This window comes from Streptomyces coeruleofuscus, from assembly GCF_039532725.1.
Lineage (GTDB): Bacteria > Actinomycetota > Actinomycetes > Streptomycetales > Streptomycetaceae > Streptomyces > Streptomyces coeruleofuscus.
Map to the genome: position 1 here is coordinate 525275 of NZ_BAAASE010000001.1, position 18539 is coordinate 543813.

Genomic DNA, 18539 nt, shown 5'->3' on the forward strand with positions numbered 1-18539 from the left:
TGCTCTGGCTGATGACACCGAGGTTACACAGTCTTTTCGAAAATTCGTCAAGGCTCTTGACGCGCCATCCCGACGGCAAGAAGCTCTGCCCCACGCACAACAACCGGTTGCCACAGCAAGCCGGAAAAGCAAGGAGGTGGTGCGTTCATGCACCCACATGCTGGTGCTTCCCTGAGCCGCCGCCGATTCCTCGCCCTCTCCGCGGCCGGAGCCGCGACCGGCACGGCGGCGCTGAACGGCTGCGCGATGCGGGTCTCCGGCGGCGTCAGCGGCGGCGGCGAGACGGTCACGCTGATGGTCAAGCCCGACGACATCTCCCCGGAGCTGGTCAGACAGGCCCAGAAGGACATCGGCGTCAAGATCGTCACGGTGCGCTACGACATCACCAAGCTCATCGGCATGATGACCAACGGCGCCCCGCCCGACCTGGTCCGCGGTGTCGGCGCCACCGACGCGCCCTATTTCGCGGCGCGGGACGTGATGGAGGACCTGGACCCCTACTTCGCCGGGAGCAGCGTCCTCAGGGTCGGCGACCTGGACCCGGTCAACGACCTGTGGCGCTTCGACGGCCGCACCCAGGGCAAGGGCCCCCGCTACGGCATGGCGAAGGACTTCTCCCAGGACTCCATGTACTGGTACAACACCGCCCTCTTCGACGAGGCGGGCGTCGACTACCCGCCCGAGACCGAGCCGGTCACCTTCGAGGAGTGGCTGGAGAACGCCGAGCGGCTCACCCGCCGCAAGAGCGGCCAGACGACCGTCTTCGGCGGCAGCTACAACGGCGTGTCCACCCCCAACCTCCTGGCGAGCCTGACGGCCGCGGCGGGCGGGAGGCTGTTCAGCGACGACTTCTCCCGGGTCGACTTCACCACCCCCGAGGCCCGCAAGGCACTGACCTGGTACATCGAGTACGGCCGGGCCAGAGTCGGTCCCAGCATCATCCAGCCGGACCCCAACACCTGGGACGGGCCCACGTTCCAGGCGAACCGCATGGCCATGTCCAACTCCGGCTACTGGCTCGGCGGCCTGATCAACGCCGACAAGAAGCTGGCGCCCCTCGCCCGCCTCGCCCCGGCCCCCATGTTCGAGGGCGGTCAGCGGGTGAGCCCGTGCCAGGCCGGCACCGGACTGTGGATGCCGAAGAAGGCGAAGAACAAGGACGCCGCCTGGCGGGTCTTCGAGTGGTTCTTCGGCGAGGGACCGGCCAAGGCCCGCGCCTCCAGCGGCTGGGGCATCCCCACGCTGAAGTCCCTGCGCCCGCTGATGCCGGCCCAGGAGGACTACCAGAAGCGCGTGCTGAAAGTGCAGAACGCCGAGCTGAAGCACTTCTCGGTGATCGCCTACACCCCCTACGCCACGGCGGACTCGCTCTACGCCCTCTTCAACCAGGAGGCCCCGGCCGCGATGAACGGCCGGATGTCCGTCGACACCCTGGCGGGCCGCCTGAACTCGGCCATGAACGAGCAGCTCAAGCGCGGTAAGGAGCAGGTGGGATGACGGTCGACCAGATACCCGTCACAGAACGGTCCCGCCCGGCCGCGAGTGCCGGCCGCGCCGCGCCGGACCGGCGGCCCCGGATCTCCATGACCGCGCGCAGGCATCGCGCTTTCTACCTGTTCACCGCGCCCTGGATCCTCGGTTTCCTGCTGCTGACGATCGTGCCGATGGCGTACGCGCTGTGGCTGAGCTTCACCACGTACGACGGCATCTCGCCGCACTGGCGCTACGTCGGCCTCGGCAACTACACCGAGCTGTTCTCCGACCCGCAGACCTGGAACTCCCTGGGCCGCACCGGCCTGTTCGCGCTCACGTCGGTGCCGCTGTCGATCATCGCCGGGCTGGGGCTCGCCGTCCTGGTCAACCGGCCGGTCAAGGCGCGCGGGCTGTTCCGCACCCTGCTGTATCTGCCGGCCGTCGTGCCCCCGGTCGGTGTGGGCCTCACCTTCAAGGCGCTCTTCGACCAGAACTCCGGTGCCGCCAACGGCGTCATCACCCTGTTCGGCTTCGACGCGCTGGGCTGGCTCGCCGATCCCTACGCCCGCTTCGTGCTGCTGATGAGCGTGCTGTGGGCGGCCGGAAACGTCATGATCATCTCGCTGGCGGGGCTCCAGGACGTGCCCCGGGAACTCCACGAGGCCGCCCGGATCGACGGGGCGAGTGCCTGGCGGACCTTCCGCAGCATCACCGTGCCGCTGCTGTCGCCGGTGCTGCTCTTCCAGACCGTGACCGGTGTGATCGCCTCCGTGCAGACCATCATGCCGCTGCTGCTGTCACCGGACGGCACCACGGCCGGCGTCACCGCCCTGCCGCAGTCCAACTACCTGTACATGATGCACGTCTTCTCGCAGTACTTCGCGCTCGGCCGCTACGGCTACGCCTCCGCACTGCTGTGGGTGCTCTTCGTTCTGATCCTCATCGTGACCGGACTCATCTTCAAGTTCACGTCCGGCGTGGTGTTCTACAACGTCGACCCGGAGGCGAAGAAGTGACCGCCACCAGCCTGCCGCCGAACTCCGCGCCCCGAGTGCGGGTGCGCGCCAACCGCCTCGTCCTCTACACGGTCCTCGTCTCCCTCACTGGGCTGTTCATCGGCCCCTTCGGGTGGCTGATCCTCAACGGCCTGAAGACCTCGGCGGAACTGGCCGCCTCGCCCGTGCACTGGCTGCCCACCGACTTCCAGTGGCAGAACTTCGCCGATGCCTTCAACCTGATCGACTTCCTCGGCTACGCCCGCAACTCCCTGATCATCGCCCTGATCTACGCCGTGCTCGTCACGCTCAGCTCGGCCTGGGTCGGATTCGGTTTCGCCCGCCTGGAAGCCCCCGGCAAGAAGACGCTGTTCGGCATTCTCATCGGCTCGATGATGCTGCCCCAGATGATCACCCTGCTGCCGACGTACCTGATCTTCGCCAAGCTCGGCATGGTCGACACGTACTGGCCGTGGGTGTTCTGGGGACTGGCCGCCGCCCCCTATCTGGTCTTCCTCTTCCGGCAGTTCTTCGCCGGGCTGCCCCGAGAGCTGGAGGAGGCCGCGATCGTCGACGGCTGCGGCTACGGCATGATCTTCTGGCGGATCTTCCTGCCGCAGTCCTGGCCGGTGCTGTCCGCGAGCTTCGTGATCGCCTTCACCTGGTCCTGGGGCGACTACATCGCCCCGCAGCTACTGCTGTCGACCGACAAGTCGACGCTGGCCGTCGCCGTCATGACCACCTACGTGACGTCGGCCGGAACACCCGTCGCCAACCTCCAGGCCGCGGCCTCCGTGATGTACGTCGTGCCGATCCTGCTGATCTTCCTGATCGCCCAGCGCGGCTTCGTCGCCGGCATGTCCACGACCGGACTGAAGTGACCCCTCTTACCGAACCTTTGCAAGGAGTTACGCATGAACGCGCCCCTGTCACGCCGAACCACCCTCCAGGCCGCCGGTGTCATCGCTGCCGCCGGCTTGGCCGGCAGCATCGCGGGCACCGCGCAGGCCGCCGCGGCGGATGAGACCGGCACCACCGGCGACAGCGTGGTCATCCACCCGACGCTTCCGAAGGTGCCTGTCAACAACTCCTTCACCGTCAAAGTCCGGCCGCTCGGCGGCACCTGGCAGAAGCTCGGCGTCTACCTCGCCAAGCTCGCACTGATCGACGCGAACACCGGCAGCAACAGAGCCCAGAACTCTTCCTGGGCCGCCTTCGACTTCTCCGGCACGGTCGAGGTCGAGGTGACGTACAACCCGGGCGGCGGCGAGAAGGTCCGCATCCGCCCGGACTCGTACGGCATCAAGCCCGAGGTGCTCGGCAGCACCGCGCGCTTCACCCTGGACCGGCCCCGCAACCTGGTCGTCCAGATCGACGACAAGATCTTCGACTGCCTGCACCTGTTCGCGAACCCGATCGAGCAGGACGTGCCCACCGAGGGCGACAAGAAGGTCATGTACTTCGGTCCCGGTCTGCACACCCACCCCGACCGAACCCTGAAGGTGCCCAGCGGCACCACCGTCTACCTGGCCCCGGGTGCCGTCCTCACCTCCAGTGTGATCTTCGAGGGCGTGGAGAACTCCCGGCTGATCGGCCGCGGCGTGGTCTACGACACGACCGGCGGCGCGGTCTTCGTCCGCAAGTGCGAGAACGTCACGATCGACGGCGTCACGATCCTCAACCCCCGGTACGAGAACATCAGGGTCGCCGAGTCCAAGAACCTCACCATCAAGAATCTGCGCGCCTTCAGCCACCAGGGCTGGGGTGACGGCATCCAGCTCTACTGCTCCGAGAACGTCACGGTCGACGGCTGCTTCCTGCGTACCTCCGACGACAGCGTCGCCCTCTACACCCACCGCTGGGACTTCTACGGCGACACCCGCAACATCACCGTCAGGAACTGCTCCCTCTGGGCCGACGTCGCCCACCCGATCAACATCGGCGTGCACGGCAATTCCGACACCCCGGAGGTGCTGGAGAACCTGCGCTACGAGAACATCGACATCCTCGACCACCGCGAGCCGCAGGTGACCTACCAGGGCGCCATCGCCTTCATGGTCGGCGACAGCAACATCGTCCGGGACGTCAGGTTCGACGACATCCGCGTGGAGGACTTCCGCTGGGGCCAGCTCATCCACATGCGGGTCGAGTACAACCCGAAGTACAACACGTCGGCAGGCCGCGGCATCGAGTCCGTCTACATCAAGGACCTCAGCTACAACGGCAAGAACGCCGACCTCTCGATCATCGCCGGCCTCGACGCGGAGCACGCGATCAAGGACGTCACCTTCGAGAACCTCCGCGTCAACGGCAGGGTGATCGCCGACAGCACGGGCAAGCCGAAGTGGTACCTGGCCTCGGACGGCGTGCCCATGTTCGTCAACGAGCACGTGACGAACCTCAAGTTCCTCACCACCGCCGAGGCCGCGGCGGCCGCCGCGTCATGAGCACCGTCCCCGTGAGAAGCACGTCCATGAGCACCCCCGCACCGAGCCGCCGTGGCTTCCTCGGCGGCGCGGCCGCCCTGCTGCTGGTGTCGGGCGCGAGCGGCCTGCTCGCGTCCGGCACCGCCCGGGCCGCCGCCCAGGACGGCACCACCGGGCTCCGCGCCTTCACGCACCCCGGGCTGCTGCACAGCGCCGAGGACCTGGCCCGCATGAAGGCCGCGGTCGCCGCCAAGGAATCCCCGGTCCACGACGGCTACCTCGCGCTCGCCGCCCACGCGCGCTCGAAGGCCACCTACGCCATCCAGAACACCGGCCAGATCACCTCCTGGGGCCGCGGCCCCACCAACTTCCAGAACCAGGCCGTCGCCGACTCGGCCGCCGCCTACCAGACCGCCCTGATGTGGTGCATTACGGGCGAGCGGGCGTACGCCGACAAGTCCCGCGACATCCTCAACGCCTGGTCGGCGTCCCTGACGGCCGTCACCGGCGCCGACGGGCCGCTCGGCGCGGGCCTCCAGGTCTTCAAGTTCGTCAACGCCGCCGAACTGCTGCGGCACAGCGGCTACGACGGCTGGGCGAAGGAGGACATCGCGCGCTGCGAGGAGTCCTTCCTGCGCGTCTGGTATCCGGCCATCTCCGGCTACATGCTCTACGCCAACGGCAACTGGGACCTGACGTCCGTCCAGTCGATCCTGGCCATCGGCGTGTTCTGCGAGGAGCCCACCCTCTTCGAGGACGCCCTGCGCTTCGCCGCCGCCGGCGCGGGCAACGGCAGTGTCCCGCACCGCATCGTCACCGACGCCGGCCAGGGACAGGAGTCCGGCCGTGACCAGGGCCACGAGCAGCTCGCCGTCGGCCTGCTCGCGGACGCCGCGCAGGTCGCCTGGAACCAGGGCGTCGACCTGTACGCCTTCGACGGCAACCGGCTGCTGGAGAACGCCGAGTACGCCGCCCGCTACAACCTCGGCGGCGACGTGCCCTTCGTCCCCGACCTGGACCGCACCGGCAAGTACGTCAAGAAGTCCGTCTCCGCAGTCGGACGCGGGAACCTGCCGCCGATCTACGAGATGACCTACGCGCACTACGCCGGAGTCCGGGGCCTCGACACCCCCTACACCAAGGCGGCCGTCTTCCGCGGCACGGGCGGGGCCCGCGTCGTCGAGGGCAGCAACGACGACCTGCCGAGCTGGGGCACCCTCACCTTCGCGGGCACGAAGGCCCCGTCCCCGGCCAGGCCCACGGCTCCGGCCGGTGTCACGGCGGTGGGCGGCGACAAGTCCGTCACCGTGACCTGGGTGCCGTCGGCGTGGGCCGAGTCGTACACGGTCCTGCGCGCCACCACTGCCGACGGACCGTACGAGACGATCGCGACCGGCCTCGACACGCCGGCCCACACCGACCGTGACGCCCGCGCGGGCAGGCCCTCCTACTACCGGATCACCGCCACCAACTCCCGTGGCACCAGCGCCCGTTCGGCCTGGGCGGTGGCGGTCCCCGGGCTGCCCGACCCCTGGGAGACGCGGGACGTCGGGGACGTGAGGATCCCCGGCTCGGCCGTCTTCGACGGCGAGCGGTTCGTCCTGGAGGCGTCCGGCACCGCCGACACCCACCGCCTGGCGTACCTGCCGCTGCGCGGCGACGGCACGATCACCGCGCGGATCGTGTATCCGCTCAGCTCCCAGTACTCCAAGATCGGCGTGACCGTCCGGGCCGGCCTGGACGCGGACGCGGCGCACGCCGCCATGCTGATCCAGGGCCTGCCGCTGCACACCTGGAGCGGCGTGTGGTCCGTACGGCCCGAGGCGGGCGCCCGGACCAAGGGCACCGGCAGCACACCCGTGCCGCCGTCCCAGCAGCAGGCGATCACCACCAGCGCCGGCTTCCCGATCTCCTCCTTCGGCACGCTGCCCGAGTCGGCGACCCCGCTGGAGGCTCCGTACGTCGAGGGCGCGGGCGACGGCTACCGGATGCGCATGCCGTACTGGGTCCGCGTGACCCGCCGGGGCGACCGCTGCACCGGCGCCATCTCCCCGGACGGCATCCGCTGGACCGAAGTCGGCTCCAGCGACGTCGAGTTGGGCGTCACCGCGTACGTCGGTCTCACCCTCACGTCCTGCCTCGGCGTCGACGAGGCGTACGCCGAGACCGGCACCGGAGCCTTCGACAACGTCAGCGTCGTCTCCCGGACCGCCGGCGAGGTCTGGTCCGTGCCCCGCCCGGCCACCGCCGCCGGCGACCTGCGGGCCACCACGGGCCCCGACGCGGTCGAACTGGCCTGGACCGACCCGGACCTCTCCGCCCGCTACAAGGTGCTGCGCGCCGCCGCGGCCGACGGCCCCTACGAGACGATCGCCACTGGCATCGGCGCGGTCGGCTTCGGCACCCGCGTCCGCTACGCCGACGCCACCGGAACCCCCGGCACGACGTACCACTACGCCGTCGCCAAGACCAACTGCGCCGGACGCGGCCCCCTGTCGGAGACCGCCACGTCGACGATGCCGACACCCGCCAAGCCGCAACTCACCTCCGCCACCACGGCGTTCGCCAACAAGGGCGTGCCCTTCAAGCACTTCCTGCGCGCCTCGCACGAACCGATACGGTTCACCGCCGACGGACTGCCCGACGGCCTGCGCGTCGACCGGCGCACCGGCCTGATCTCCGGAACACCCACGCAGACGGGCGAGTTCGAGGTCACCACCACGGCGGGCAACGCCGCCGGGGACGCCACCGGCACCCTCACCCTCACGGTCGGCACCCCGCCGCCCGCGCCCTGGACCTACGGCGACCTGGGCGATGTCGTCCTCGACGACCGCGCCTACGGCACCCTGGGCGTGGTCGCCGTCCGCACCCCCGGCAGCACCGCCCACGAGGACGGGACCTTCGTGGTGCGGGGCGCCGGGACCGACCTCACGGTCAACAACCAGGGCATGACCGGCCAGTTCGTACGACGGCCCGTCACCGGTGACTGCGAGGTCACCGCCCGCCTGCTCTCCCGCGCCGGAGCCACCGGCGACCGGGTCGGCCTGCTCATGGCCAAGTCCCTGTCGCCGTTCGACCAGGCGGCCGGGACGATCGTCACCGGCGGCACGAGCGCCCAGCTGATGCTGCGCACGACCGTCGCCGCGCGGTCCACCTTCACGGGCAACGCGGCGGTCACCGCCCCGTGCCTGCTGCGGCTGAAGCGCACCGGGACGCGCTTCACCGCATCCGTCTCGTCCGACGACGGCGCCACCTGGACCCCCCTCGCCGAGGGAGACATCCCCGGCTTCGGTGACGCCCCCTACTACGTGGGCCTGGTGGTCTGCTCCCGCAGCCCCCTGACCCACAGCACCACCGAGTTCGACGAGGTGAGCATCACCCCCATGTAGTCCTCCACGGATCGGAGAACCCCACATGAGCCGCACTTCCCCCCACACGCACGACGAGGGCGGCCAGGTGAGCCGCCGCGGTCTGCTCAAGACCGCCGGCGGCCTCACCGCGGCCCTCGCCCTCGGCGCCACCGCCACCGCCACCACGGCGGACGCGGCCCCGGCGACCTTCACCCACCCCGGCATGCTGCACAACGCCGGCGACATCAACCGCGCCAAGGTCAGGGTCGCCGCGGGCGACGACCCCTGGGCCTCCGGCTGGCAAAGACTGACCGCCAACTCGCACTCGGCGTCCACCTGGACGCCCCGCCCCACCGCCACGATCATCCGCGGCGGCGACGGCCAGAACTACCCCCAGCTCTACAACGACATCCACGCCGCCTACCAGAACGCGCTGCGCTGGCACGTCGGCGGCACCGCCGCGAACGCCGACTGCGCCGTGCGCATCCTCAACGCCTGGTCGTCCACGCTCACCAGCATCACCGGAAACGCCGACCGGTTCCTGGCCGCAGGCCTCTACGGCTGGCAGTTCGCGAACGTCGCCGAGCTCATGCGCGGGTACGCCGGGTTCGACCTCAACCGGTTCAAGACGATGATGCTCAACGTCTTCTACCCGCTCAACAACCAGTTCCTCACCGGCCACAACGACGCCTGCATCACCAACTACTGGGCCAACTGGGACCTGTGCAACATGGCCTCGGTCATGGCCATCGGGATCCTGTGCGACGACGGCGCCAAGTACGACCAGGCCGTGAACTACTTCAAGAACGGCGGCGGCAACGGCCAGATCCGGCGCGCGGTGCCGTTCCTCTACCCGGGTGTCGAGGGCTACGACCTCGGCCAGTGGCAGGAGTCCGGCCGCGACCAGGGCCACACCGTCATGGGCATGGGCCAGATGGGCGCCCTGTGCGAGATGGCCTGGAACCAGGGCGAAGACCTGTACTCCTACGACGGCCGCCGCTTCATGAAGGCCGCCCAGTACGTCGCGAAGTACAACCTGAACATGAACGTGCCCTACACCACCTACACCTGGGGCAGCGGCCAGAACTGCGCCCAGCAGTCACAGACCGTGATCGGCTCCGGATCCCGCGGCCAGGTCCGCCCGGTGTGGGCGATGCTCCACTACCACTACGGCCGGCGCCTGCTCCTCGACGACAAGTACATCGCCCAGATGTGCTTCTCCATCGCCCCCGAGGGCGGGGGAGGTGACTACGGCACCACCAGCGGCGGCTTCGACCAGCTCGGGTTCGGCACGCTGATGTACGCCAAATAGCCGTCAAGCCGGTTCGTGCACCGGAATACCGGTGGACCATGTGGTGCTCTGGTATCACCCGGTGCACGAGCGCGGCGAAGGGCTGGTGGGCGGTATGACGGCAGACCAGGCGGACCCCGTGGTCAAGAGCGCGTACGGGGCCGTACGTGGCCGCTACGAGCGGGGAGTCGCGGTCTTCCGCGGCATCCCGTACGCGGCGCCCCCGTTCGGCCCCCGCCGCTTCCGCCCGCCCGTTCCTCTCCCGCCCTGGGAGGGCGTCCGCGACGCCGGCGCCTTCGGCCCCACCCCGCCGAAACCCCCGTACTCCGAGGCGTTCGCGCACTACCTGTCCGACCCGGTCGTGCCGGGCGACGACTGCCTCAACCTCAACGTCTGGACCCCGCAGCCGGACCCCGGGGCCCGGCTCCCCGTCCTCGTCTGGCTGCACGGCGGCGCCCTGACCAGGGGCTCGTCCGCCGTCCCCGTCTATGACGGCCACGCCTTCGCCCGCGACGGCGTGGTCTGCGTCTCCGTCAACTACCGGCTGGGCGTCGAAGGCTACGGACTGTTCCCGGACACGCCCCCCAACCCGGGCCTGCGCGACCAGATCGCCGCCCTGACCTGGGTGTACGAGGCCATCGAGGCCTTCGGCGGCGACCCCGGCCGCATCACCCTCTTCGGCCAGTCCGCCGGGGCGATCAGCATCGGAGCCCTCGTCGCCGCCCCGCAGACCCAGGGCCTGGTCCGGCGGGCGGTCCTCCAGAGCGGACCGCCCGAGGCGTCCGAGCGGGCCAAGGTACGGCGCATGGTGCGCCGTATGGCCTCCCGGCTGAAGATCCCCGCCACCGCCGAGGCCTTCGCCGCCGTCGACCGCGAACTGCTGCTGCACACCCAGGCCGAGGTGGGCAAGCTCAGCAGCCCGGTGGTCGGCGGCCCCGCCTTCGGCATTGTCATCGACGGCGACACCGTCCCGCGCAATCCCCTGGAGGCCCTCACCGAGGGCGGCGCCGCCGCCGGCGTCGAGCTGATGATGGGCTGGACCCGCGACGAGTACCGGCTGTGGCTGGTCCCGGGCGGCCTCCTGGACCGCGTCGACCGCCTCGGAGCCGTCGCCTTCGCGGGAGCCATGGCCCGCTGCCACTGCGGCAGCGAGGTCCCGCGCGGCTACCGCGCCCTGCACCCCGAGGCGCGCACGGCGGACATCGTCGGCCAGCTTGTCACCGACCATCTCCTCCGCGTCCCCCTGCACCACCTGGCCGACGCCCGTACGGAACCGTCGTACGTCTACGAGTTCGCCTGGCCCTCGAACCTCCCCGACCTCGGCTCGTGCCACGCGCTGGAGCTCGGCTTCGTCTTCGACACGGGGAAGGTCCCGGAGTCCCGCAAACTGGCCGGAGAAGGCGCCCCGCAGGACCTGGCCGACGCGATGCACGACGCCTGGGTGCGCTTCGCCAGGGACGGCGACCCGGGCTGGGAACGCTGGGACGCGGCCCACCCGGTGCGGGTCTTCGGAGACCGCGCACCGGACGCCGAGAACGGCGTGGCCTACACGGCGTACGGCCCCCGGGACCGCGAACTCGCCCTGTGGGCGACCGACGCCGCCGCCGTCACTCTTGAGGAGCCAGTGCCGACAGGAAGGCGGTCCAGGTGGCGGGGGTGATGGTGAGGTGGGGGGTGGTGGGGGTCTTGCTGTCGCGTATGTGGACTGCGGTGGGCTGGGTGGCTACTTCGAGGCAGTTGCCGCCCTCGCTGCCGCTGTAGCTGGACTTGAACCACTCAGGTGCGGTGCTGCTCATGCCTCTCCCAGAAGACGGTCCAGCAGGTCCCTCGTGTCCTCGGGGGTGAGGGCCTGTGACCGCAGCATCGCACACTTCTGCGTAAGGATCGCCACCTCATCAGGGTCAGCGATGAGCTGGCTGCCGCGCTGGTTCTCCGTGTAGACGAGCCGCTGGTGTTCGGGCGTTTCCAGCAGGACGAATGGGCCATCGAGGGAGGCGTGGCTGGTGCGATTCAGCGGCAGGACCTGGAACATGAGACCCGGCAGTTCCGAGCACGCGCGCAGGTGCCGCAGTTGCTCGACCCAGACCTCCCTGCCGCCGATGGGCGCTCGTAAGACCGGCTCCCAGACCACGAAGCAGGTGATGGGCGGGTTCTTGCCTTGCAGGATCCTCTGGCGTTCGAGGCGCGCCGCCACCAACTGGGCGATCGTGTCCTCGTCGTAGAACGGCACGCGACTGCGGAACACCGCCCACGCATACGGCTCCGTCTGGAGCAGGCCCGGCAGCACCTGGTTCTCGTAGGACGAGATCGCGATCGCCTCTCGCTCCCGATCCAGGAACTCCTCCGCCCACAACGGGATGAGATCCACCTCCGGCATCTCCGACAACGCAGCCACCAACGCCCCTTTGGTATCCAGGAGTTGGTCCAACTGCTCGGCGAGGTCCATCTTCAGTGGCCGTCTGCCCTGCTCGATGGACGCGATCTGCTGCTCGCCGACGACGAAGATCTCCCCGAGGGACTTCTGCGTGTACCCGGCCGCCTCCCGGAAGAGGGCGAGCAACGCGCCCACCATCCTCATCGCCGAGGCGTTCCTGCGTGACCGTCGTGACCGTGTCGTGGTGCTCATGGCGGCGAACTCCCCACCCGCGCGCGTACTTGCACTGTTGCGCGCACGTACAACATGGCTGTACGAGTGCGCGCTCTGTTCCATGATGGCCACGGAGTGTGACCGTCGTCCCGTGAATGACAAAACTCCACTCCTGTTCCAACCCCCGTCCCCGCGCGAGCGGTTCTACCGCCGGGAGCGCCAGTCCGTTCCGGCCGCGCGCGCGTTCGCACGCGAGGCGCTCCAGGACTGGGGCGGGTACGGGCGCGCGGAGGACGTGCTGCTCTGTGTGAGCGAACTGGCGACGAACGCGCTGGTGCACGGCGTGCCGCCCGGCCGTGGGTTCCTGCTGAGGCTGGTGCCGTACGACGAGGACGGTGGCGTACGGGTCGAGGTGCACGACAGCGGTGAGGGCGTGCCGGTGTTGCCGCGGCAGGACGACCAGGAGCCCTGCGAGGGCGGGCGGGGCCTGTTGCTGGTCTCGGAGCTGGCGGACAAGTGGGGCGTGGGGGCGAGGAGTCCCGGCAAGATCGTCTGGTGCGAGTTCGTGCCCTGAAACATGTTCAGCGGGCCGGCGGCGGCCCCACCGAGTCGCGTACGACGACGTGCGTGCCCAGCAGCAGGTGTTCGTCCGGAGCACCCGGCGTGTGTTCGAGGGCCGTGCGGACGGCGAGGCGGCCGAGTTCCTCGTAGGGGACGTGGACCGTCGTCAGGGCGGGGTGCAGGTCGCGGGCGAAGGGGATGTCGTCGTAGCCGGCGAGGGAGACGTCGCCGGGGACGGTCAGGCCCGCCTCGTGCAGGGCGGTGAGGGCGCCCGCCGCGACCATGTCGGTGGCGGCCACGACGGCCGTGAAGTCGAGGTCCTCCTTGAGGGCTTGCCGCATCAGGCGGTGGCCCGCGTCCCGGGTGAAGTCGCCGTGCAGCAGGAGGGCCGGGTCGGGGGTCAGGCCCCGGGCCCGGTGGGCGGCGAGATAACCGCGTTCGCGGCCCAGGGCCGTGGTGTGGTCCGTCCGGCCGCCGAGGAACAGCACCCGGCGGTGGCCCTGGGCGAGGACGTGGGCGACCAGGGTGTAGGCGCCGCCCTCGTTGTCGTACTCGATGACGGCCACCGGGGCGCCGGGGTCCAGCGGCGGTCTGCCGCACAGGACGAGGCGGGATCCGGCCGAGGCGAGGGAGTCGGCCATGCGGTGGGTGCGTTCGCGGTACTCGGGGGTGTCGGCGGTGCCGCCGACCAGGATCACGGCGGCGGCGCGCTGGGCGCGCATCATCTCGACGAACTCCAGCTCGTGCTGCACGTCGCCCTCGGTGCTGCACACCAGGCAGAGGTGGCCGAGGCGGGTCGCCTCGCGTTCGACGCCGTGTGCCATGTGCGCGAACGACGGGCCGGTGATGTCCTCCAGCACGAAGGCGAGCGTGGGCGTGCCGACGCCCGCGACCGCCTTGGCCCGCGCGTCCGCCACGTAGTCCAGGTCACGAACGGCCCGCATGACCCGCCCGCGCGTCGCCGCGCTCACCGGGTACACACCGCCGAGCACCCGGGACACCGTCGACGCCGAGACCCCCGCGCGGGCCGCCACGTCCCGGATGGTGCTGCGGCTCGCGTCCCCGCTCTTCCTCGTCATGACTGCCTCGTCTCTCCGGGCGCCGGTCCGCACCCACCCCTCGGGAACTGCGGCAACGCCATGGCAACCGGTTCCCCGAACGGAGGCTAGCAGTGGGGAGGGAGGGAGAGGAGTGGTGTGCGCGGACCGGTGTCAGAGTTGGGTGCCGTGCCGAAAGGCGACCTGGTGCCGCTTTGCGTACGACCAGGTCACCGCGGTCATCAGGGCCGGGATGGCGAACAGCGGGGCGAAAGTGAACCCCCAGACGGTCTGTGCCGTACCGCTCGACAGGTACGTCTGGCTCTCGACGGTGAACGCGACCACGAGTTGCCACAGTGCCACCAGGACCAGGACGCCCGAGGCGGCCCAGGCCAGCGGGGCGAGGACCCTGGGGTGCAGCGGCCTCCACCGGTCGCTGACGAGCAGCAGCGGAAACAGAGCGGCCAGCTCAGTGAGGACGGAGAGGCCGACGACGTATGCGATGCCCCAGCCCGGTATGTCGAAGACGTCGCGCAGCACTTGGTCGCTGTAGCCCACGTGGACACCGGATGCCATGGCGATGCGCCACAGGCCGGACGGGACGGCGCACCAAGCGATGGCGTGGGCGGCGCGGCGAGCCCAGACAGGTGCGGGTGCGGGTGCGGAGGCGGGGAGAGGGGCGGTCGCTGTCGTCATGACGTACATGCTGGCCCTGGACCTGGCGGCCACGCCTCGTCCGCTACGGCGGACCGTATCCGCCCTGCGGACGAGGGCGCACCCGCTGAGGGAGGACCTGAGGAGGGCTCAATCGCCGGACGTCACCGGCGCCTATCGCGTCCGCAACCCCGGGAAGCTGCCGCCTGTGCGCGCGAGACCGCCGTCAGCCGCTGAACCCGGCGATGTCCGAGATCGCCTCCGGGCCCACCCGGCAGCAGCCGCCGATCAGGCGGGCGCCGGACTGCTGCCAGCCCTTCACCTGGTCGGCGGTGAAGGTGGAGCGGCCGGTCCAGGCGCGGGCGTCGGCGTCCCAGGTCTCGCCGCTGTTGGGGTAGACGACGACCGGCTTGCCGGTGACCCGGGCCGCGATCTCGGCGGCGGTGTCCGCGTCCTCGGGCGCGCAGCAGTTCACGCCGACCGCGATCACCTCGTCCGCGTCGGCGGCCAGGGCGAAGGCCTCCTCCAGCGGCTGCCCGGCGCGCGTGCGGCCACCGGCGACGGAGTACGTCAGCCAGGCCGGCACCCCGAGCCCGCGCACCGCGCGCAGCAGGGCGGTGGCCTCGTCGGCGTCGGGCACCGTCTCCAGGGCGAGGACGTCGGGGCGGGCCGCGGCCAGCACCTCCAGGCGGGGGCGGTGGAAGCGCTCCAGTTCGTCGACGGTGAGGCCGTAGCGCCCCCGGTACTCGGAACCGTCCGCGAGCATCGCCCCGTACGGACCGGCCGAGGCCGCCACCCACAGGGGGCGGGAGACGTGTGCGAGCCGGGCCGCGTCACGCGCCAACTCGACACTGAGGGCCATGAGCCCGGCCGCCCGGTCGTGGTCGATCCCGCGCTTGGCGAAGCCCTCGAACGTGGCCTGGTAACTGGCCGTGATCGCCACGTCCGCGCCCGCCCGGAAGTAGGCGAGGTGCGCCTCGGTGATCGCCTCCGGCTGCTGCGCGAGCAGCCGCGCCGACCACAGCTCGTCGCTCAGGTCGTGCCCGGCCGACTCGAGCTGGTTGGACATGCCGCCGTCGAGGACGACCGTCCCGGCGGCGAGGGCTTCGGCGAGGGTGAGGGTGCTGGTCATAAGAACGACCGTAGTCGAGACCCGGCGGCGGACCCCAGCCGATTGTGTCCGGTACATGAACAGGTCGCCCAACATGTGGGACGGCGGGTTACGATCACGGCCCTCCCCCCTCTCCGCTCGTCAGGAACCCCCATGACCGTCCCCAGCCCCGCCGAGGCCGCCGAAACCGTCGAGCCGGCCCCGGCGCCCCCTCCCCGCCGCACCTTCGGCCTCGCCGCCGCCACGGCCCTCGTCATGGGCAACATCATCGGCGGCGGCATCTTCGCCCTGCCCGCCACCGTCGCCCCCTACGGCACGATCAGCCTGCTCGCCTTCGTCGTGCTCTCGGTCGGCGCGGTCGCACTCGCCCTGCTCTTCGGCAGGCTGGCGCGGCGCAGCCCGGTCACCGGCGGGCTGTACGTCTACCCCCGGGACGCCTTCGGCGAGTTCGCCGGGTTCCTGTCGGCCTGGTCGTACTGGACGATGTGCTGGGTCAGCATCGCCGCCCTGGCCGTCGCCGTCGTCGGCTACGTCGACGTCCTGATACCCCTGCACGGCAACCACGCCCTCCAGGCAGCCGTCGCCATGGCCGCTCTCTGGCTGCCCGCCGCGGCGAACTTCGCGGGCACGCGGTGGGTCGGCACGGTGCAGGTCGTCTCCACGGTCCTGAAGTTCGTACCGCTGCTGCTGCTGGCGACCATCGGCCTGTTCTTCGTCGACACGGACAACTTCGGCCCGTTCAACGCCTCCGGCCAGAGCGTCTCCGGGGCGCTGGCCGCCTCCGCCGCGCTGCTGCTGTACAGCTTCCTCGGCGTGGAGTCGGCCGCGGTCAGCGCGGGCGAGGTCCGCGACCCCGGGCGCACGGTCGCCCGGGCGAGCGTCCTCGGCACGCTGGCCTCGGCGCTGGTCTACATCCTCGGCACGGTCGCCGTCTTCGGCCTCGTCCCGCACAGCGAACTCGTCGACTCCGGCGCCCCCTTCGCCGACGCGGTGAACGCACTCACCGGCAGTTCCTGGGGCGGCACCGCCATCGCCCTGGTCGCCGTCGTCTCGATCACCGGCTGCCTCAACGGCTGGATCCTCATGGCCGCGCAGATGCCGTACGCCGCCGCCCGCGACGGTCTCTTCCCCGCGCCCTTCGCCCGGGTCGGCAAGGGCGGCGTCCCCGGCTTCGGCGTCTGGGCCTGCGCGGTCCTCGGCACGCTCCTCATCGCCCTCAACTACACGGCGGGCCCGGACACCACGTTCCGCGTCCTCGTCCTGATCACCACGTTCACCGGCTGCGTGCCGTACCTGCTGTCGGCCGCCGCCCAGCTCTACTGGCTGGCCCGCGGCACCCGCGAACGGGTCCGCCCCGCGGGCCTGGCCCGCGACCTGATCGTCGCCGCCCTCTCCTTCGGCTTCTCGTTCTGGCTGATCGCGGGCGCCGGGTACGCGGCCGTCTACCAGGGGGTGCTCTTCCTGTTCGCCGGGATTCCGGTGTACGTGTGGCTGCGGGGGCGGCGGGAGGCGGCCGCCCAGGCCGTTTCTTCCGGATCATCTTGCTGACCAGATGAAGATGGCGGCGAGCTGGAGTCCTGCGAGGTAGATGGTGGCGGTCTTGCCGTAGCGGGTGGCCGTCCAGCCTGAGGAGGCCCGGCAGAAGCGCCGGGCCGATCCGGGGTGCGGCCCGGGGTCCCGGAGCCAGCTATGCCGCGCTCGGCGGGGTTGACTGGAAGGGGCGCCGGCGCGCGCGGAGGAAGGGCACCGTGCTGCTGAGCAGGACCAGGAGCAGGACAACCACGCCCGCGGGGGTGAGTTGGACCGTCACCTGCAGTGTGGTGGGCAGCACGGCCACCGCCACTCCCGCGACGGTCAACCGGTTACGCGTGCCGAAGAGCAGGGCGATCGCGAGGACCCCGGCCCACAGGACCCCGGCCCACAGCGGGCCGATGACGCTGTGAACGCCCAGCGTAAAGGGGTAGTACATGTCGACGAGCTGCACGCCCGACACCAGGACGGCCGCCAGGGCGGTGGTTCCCATGAGCGTGCGGCGCTGTGACAGGGAGGGGCCGAGCAGATCCCTGGGTGCGGCGAGGACGACGGCGCCGGTGAGCAGCGGCACGGCCAGTCGGATCACTGCGATCGAGGGGGTGCCGTGGAAGCCGGAGGAGGAGAACGCGGCCAGCAGGACGTCGGCCAGGCACAGTGCCATCGCCGGCACGACCAGTACACGGGCCACGGTCCAGCGCCCGGTCCAGACAGCCGCGAGCGCCGCCAGCCAGAGCAGCGGCGTGAGGCCCGTGTTGGCCAGGCTCAGCACATTCGGTTGCGAGGACGCCGGCAAGGTCCGGACGTCGGGGGCGAAGAGCCACAACAGGCCCGCCAGGAAGCTACCCGTCGCCACGGCGATAGCCGGCGGGGCCGCCTGCGCCAGGACCTGACCCGCCATCCGGTCGGAGCCCAGGCCGGTGCGCCGCCGCAGGCCATGGCCGGCGACATCGAGCGCCTCGCGCAGCCGACCGAGCGGGCCGGCATCCTGCGTCGCCTCGGCATAGATCGCGGTCAACTCGGCTTCGTGCTCAGCGCGGTAGGCGGCCGGATGGAGGCGCAGCGCCCAGCGGAACGCGAGTGAGCTGTGCTGCTGCGTCATGCCAGGGCCCCCTTCGGGCGGATGGCGTGGGCGCGACGGGCGGCCAGTCGACGCTCCGCCTCGGCGACGACAGTGCGCAGCCGCTCCGTCTCGGCGGCCAGCACGTCTCGGCCGGCCTCGGCGAGGGCGTAGACCTTGCGCGCCCGACCGTCCACGACCTCCTCGCGCTCGACCCGGATCAGGCCCTGCTGGACCAGCCGGTCCAGCGCGCCGTAGAGAGTGCCGGTGCGCATCCGCACACGGCCCTGGGAGATCGCGTCGATCTCCTGAATCAGTCCATAGCCGTGCCTGGGCTCGTCGGCCAGGGCAGTGAGCAGGAGCAGCGTCGGCTCCTGAAGCGGTCGCTCATTCATGTCGCCTATATATATCAGCGACCGGCATATGTTGTCGATCGATTCATCGTTCTGCCGCCCGGAAGCCCG

At 70.6% G+C, this 18539-nt stretch carries 16 protein-coding genes; 9 read left to right on the forward strand and 7 right to left on the reverse strand.

Annotation, left to right across the window (positions count from 1 at the left end):
- Nucleotides 1–147: 147 nt before the first annotated feature.
- The 7 genes from ABFX81_RS02250 to ABFX81_RS02280 all read left to right on the forward strand — a co-directional run bounded on the left by ABFX81_RS02250 (nt 148) and on the right by ABFX81_RS02280 (nt 11195).
- On the forward strand, nt 148–1497 hold the full coding sequence (locus ABFX81_RS02250) for an extracellular solute-binding protein (RefSeq protein WP_086846410.1): 1350 nt from the start codon (nt 148–150) through the stop codon (nt 1495–1497).
- Nucleotides 1494–2489 carry an ABC transporter permease subunit gene (locus ABFX81_RS02255; RefSeq protein ID WP_086846408.1) on the forward strand — a complete coding sequence of 332 codons (996 nt, stop codon included), beginning with the start codon at nt 1494–1496 and terminating at the stop codon, nt 2487–2489. The genes ABFX81_RS02250 and ABFX81_RS02255 overlap by 4 nt, the downstream gene beginning before the upstream one ends.
- A complete protein-coding gene (locus ABFX81_RS02260; protein ID WP_086846406.1) occupies nt 2486–3349 on the forward strand; it encodes an ABC transporter permease subunit in 864 nt (287 codons plus the stop codon). The genes ABFX81_RS02255 and ABFX81_RS02260 overlap by 4 nt, the downstream gene beginning before the upstream one ends.
- Nucleotides 3350–3382: 33 nt before the next feature.
- Nucleotides 3383–4915, forward strand: coding sequence for a glycosyl hydrolase family 28 protein (locus tag ABFX81_RS02265; RefSeq protein ID WP_086846404.1), 1533 nt, complete (start codon nt 3383–3385; stop codon nt 4913–4915).
- Between the two features lie 26 nt (nt 4916–4941).
- Nucleotides 4942–8283 (forward strand): alginate lyase family protein, encoded by a 3342-nt coding sequence (locus ABFX81_RS02270; RefSeq protein WP_086846402.1) that lies wholly within the window; start codon nt 4942–4944, stop codon nt 8281–8283.
- 25 nt (nt 8284–8308) lie between these two features.
- On the forward strand, nt 8309–9556 hold the full coding sequence (locus ABFX81_RS02275; protein ID WP_086846400.1) for an alginate lyase family protein: 1248 nt from the start codon (nt 8309–8311) through the stop codon (nt 9554–9556).
- Between the two features lie 94 nt (nt 9557–9650).
- Nucleotides 9651–11195: a carboxylesterase/lipase family protein gene (locus ABFX81_RS02280; RefSeq protein ID WP_346137546.1), complete on the forward strand. Its 1545-nt coding sequence runs from the start codon at nt 9651–9653 to the stop codon at nt 11193–11195.
- Here ABFX81_RS02280 and ABFX81_RS02285 read toward each other — a convergent pair.
- Nucleotides 11143–11331 carry a DUF397 domain-containing protein gene (locus ABFX81_RS02285; RefSeq protein WP_086855629.1) on the reverse strand — a complete coding sequence of 63 codons (189 nt, stop codon included), beginning with the start codon at nt 11329–11331 and terminating at the stop codon, nt 11143–11145. The genes ABFX81_RS02280 and ABFX81_RS02285 overlap by 53 nt on opposite strands.
- The gene (locus tag ABFX81_RS02290) at nt 11328–12161 is read right to left on the reverse strand and encodes a helix-turn-helix domain-containing protein (RefSeq protein WP_346137547.1); all 834 of its coding nucleotides are present in this window, start codon (nt 12159–12161) and stop codon (nt 11328–11330) included. The genes ABFX81_RS02285 and ABFX81_RS02290 overlap by 4 nt, the downstream gene beginning before the upstream one ends.
- Before the next feature lie 85 nt (nt 12162–12246).
- On the opposite strand from ABFX81_RS02290, the gene ABFX81_RS02295 reads away from it, so the two are divergent.
- The gene (locus ABFX81_RS02295; RefSeq protein ID WP_086855630.1) at nt 12247–12696 is read left to right on the forward strand and encodes an ATP-binding protein; all 450 of its coding nucleotides are present in this window, start codon (nt 12247–12249) and stop codon (nt 12694–12696) included.
- Between the two features lie 7 nt (nt 12697–12703).
- On the opposite strand, the gene ABFX81_RS02300 is transcribed toward ABFX81_RS02295, so the two are convergent.
- The 3 genes from ABFX81_RS02300 to mmuM form a co-directional block, all read right to left on the reverse strand.
- Nucleotides 12704–13762 (reverse strand): substrate-binding domain-containing protein, encoded by a 1059-nt coding sequence (locus ABFX81_RS02300; protein WP_086855631.1) that lies wholly within the window; start codon nt 13760–13762, stop codon nt 12704–12706.
- A gap of 132 nt (nt 13763–13894) precedes the next feature.
- The gene (locus ABFX81_RS02305) at nt 13895–14425 is read right to left on the reverse strand and encodes a hypothetical protein (RefSeq protein ID WP_086855633.1); all 531 of its coding nucleotides are present in this window, start codon (nt 14423–14425) and stop codon (nt 13895–13897) included.
- Nucleotides 14426–14600: 175 nt separating this feature from the next.
- Nucleotides 14601–15506, reverse strand: a complete 906-nt coding sequence (mmuM, locus tag ABFX81_RS02310; protein WP_346137549.1) for a homocysteine S-methyltransferase — start codon at nt 15504–15506, stop codon at nt 14601–14603.
- Between the two features lie 132 nt (nt 15507–15638).
- On the opposite strand from mmuM, the gene ABFX81_RS02315 reads away from it, so the two are divergent.
- Nucleotides 15639–17033 (forward strand): amino acid permease, encoded by a 1395-nt coding sequence (locus ABFX81_RS02315; RefSeq protein ID WP_346137550.1) that lies wholly within the window; start codon nt 15639–15641, stop codon nt 17031–17033.
- 139 nt (nt 17034–17172) lie between these two features.
- Here the strand turns inward: ABFX81_RS02315 and ABFX81_RS02320 are convergent, their stop codons facing one another.
- Both ABFX81_RS02320 and ABFX81_RS02325 read right to left on the reverse strand, forming a co-directional pair.
- Nucleotides 17173–18117, reverse strand: coding sequence for a hypothetical protein (locus ABFX81_RS02320; RefSeq protein WP_086855124.1), 945 nt, complete (start codon nt 18115–18117; stop codon nt 17173–17175).
- The gene (locus ABFX81_RS02325) at nt 18114–18470 is read right to left on the reverse strand and encodes a PadR family transcriptional regulator (RefSeq protein WP_086855123.1); all 357 of its coding nucleotides are present in this window, start codon (nt 18468–18470) and stop codon (nt 18114–18116) included. The genes ABFX81_RS02320 and ABFX81_RS02325 overlap by 4 nt, the downstream gene beginning before the upstream one ends.
- Nucleotides 18471–18539 lie beyond the last annotated feature (69 nt).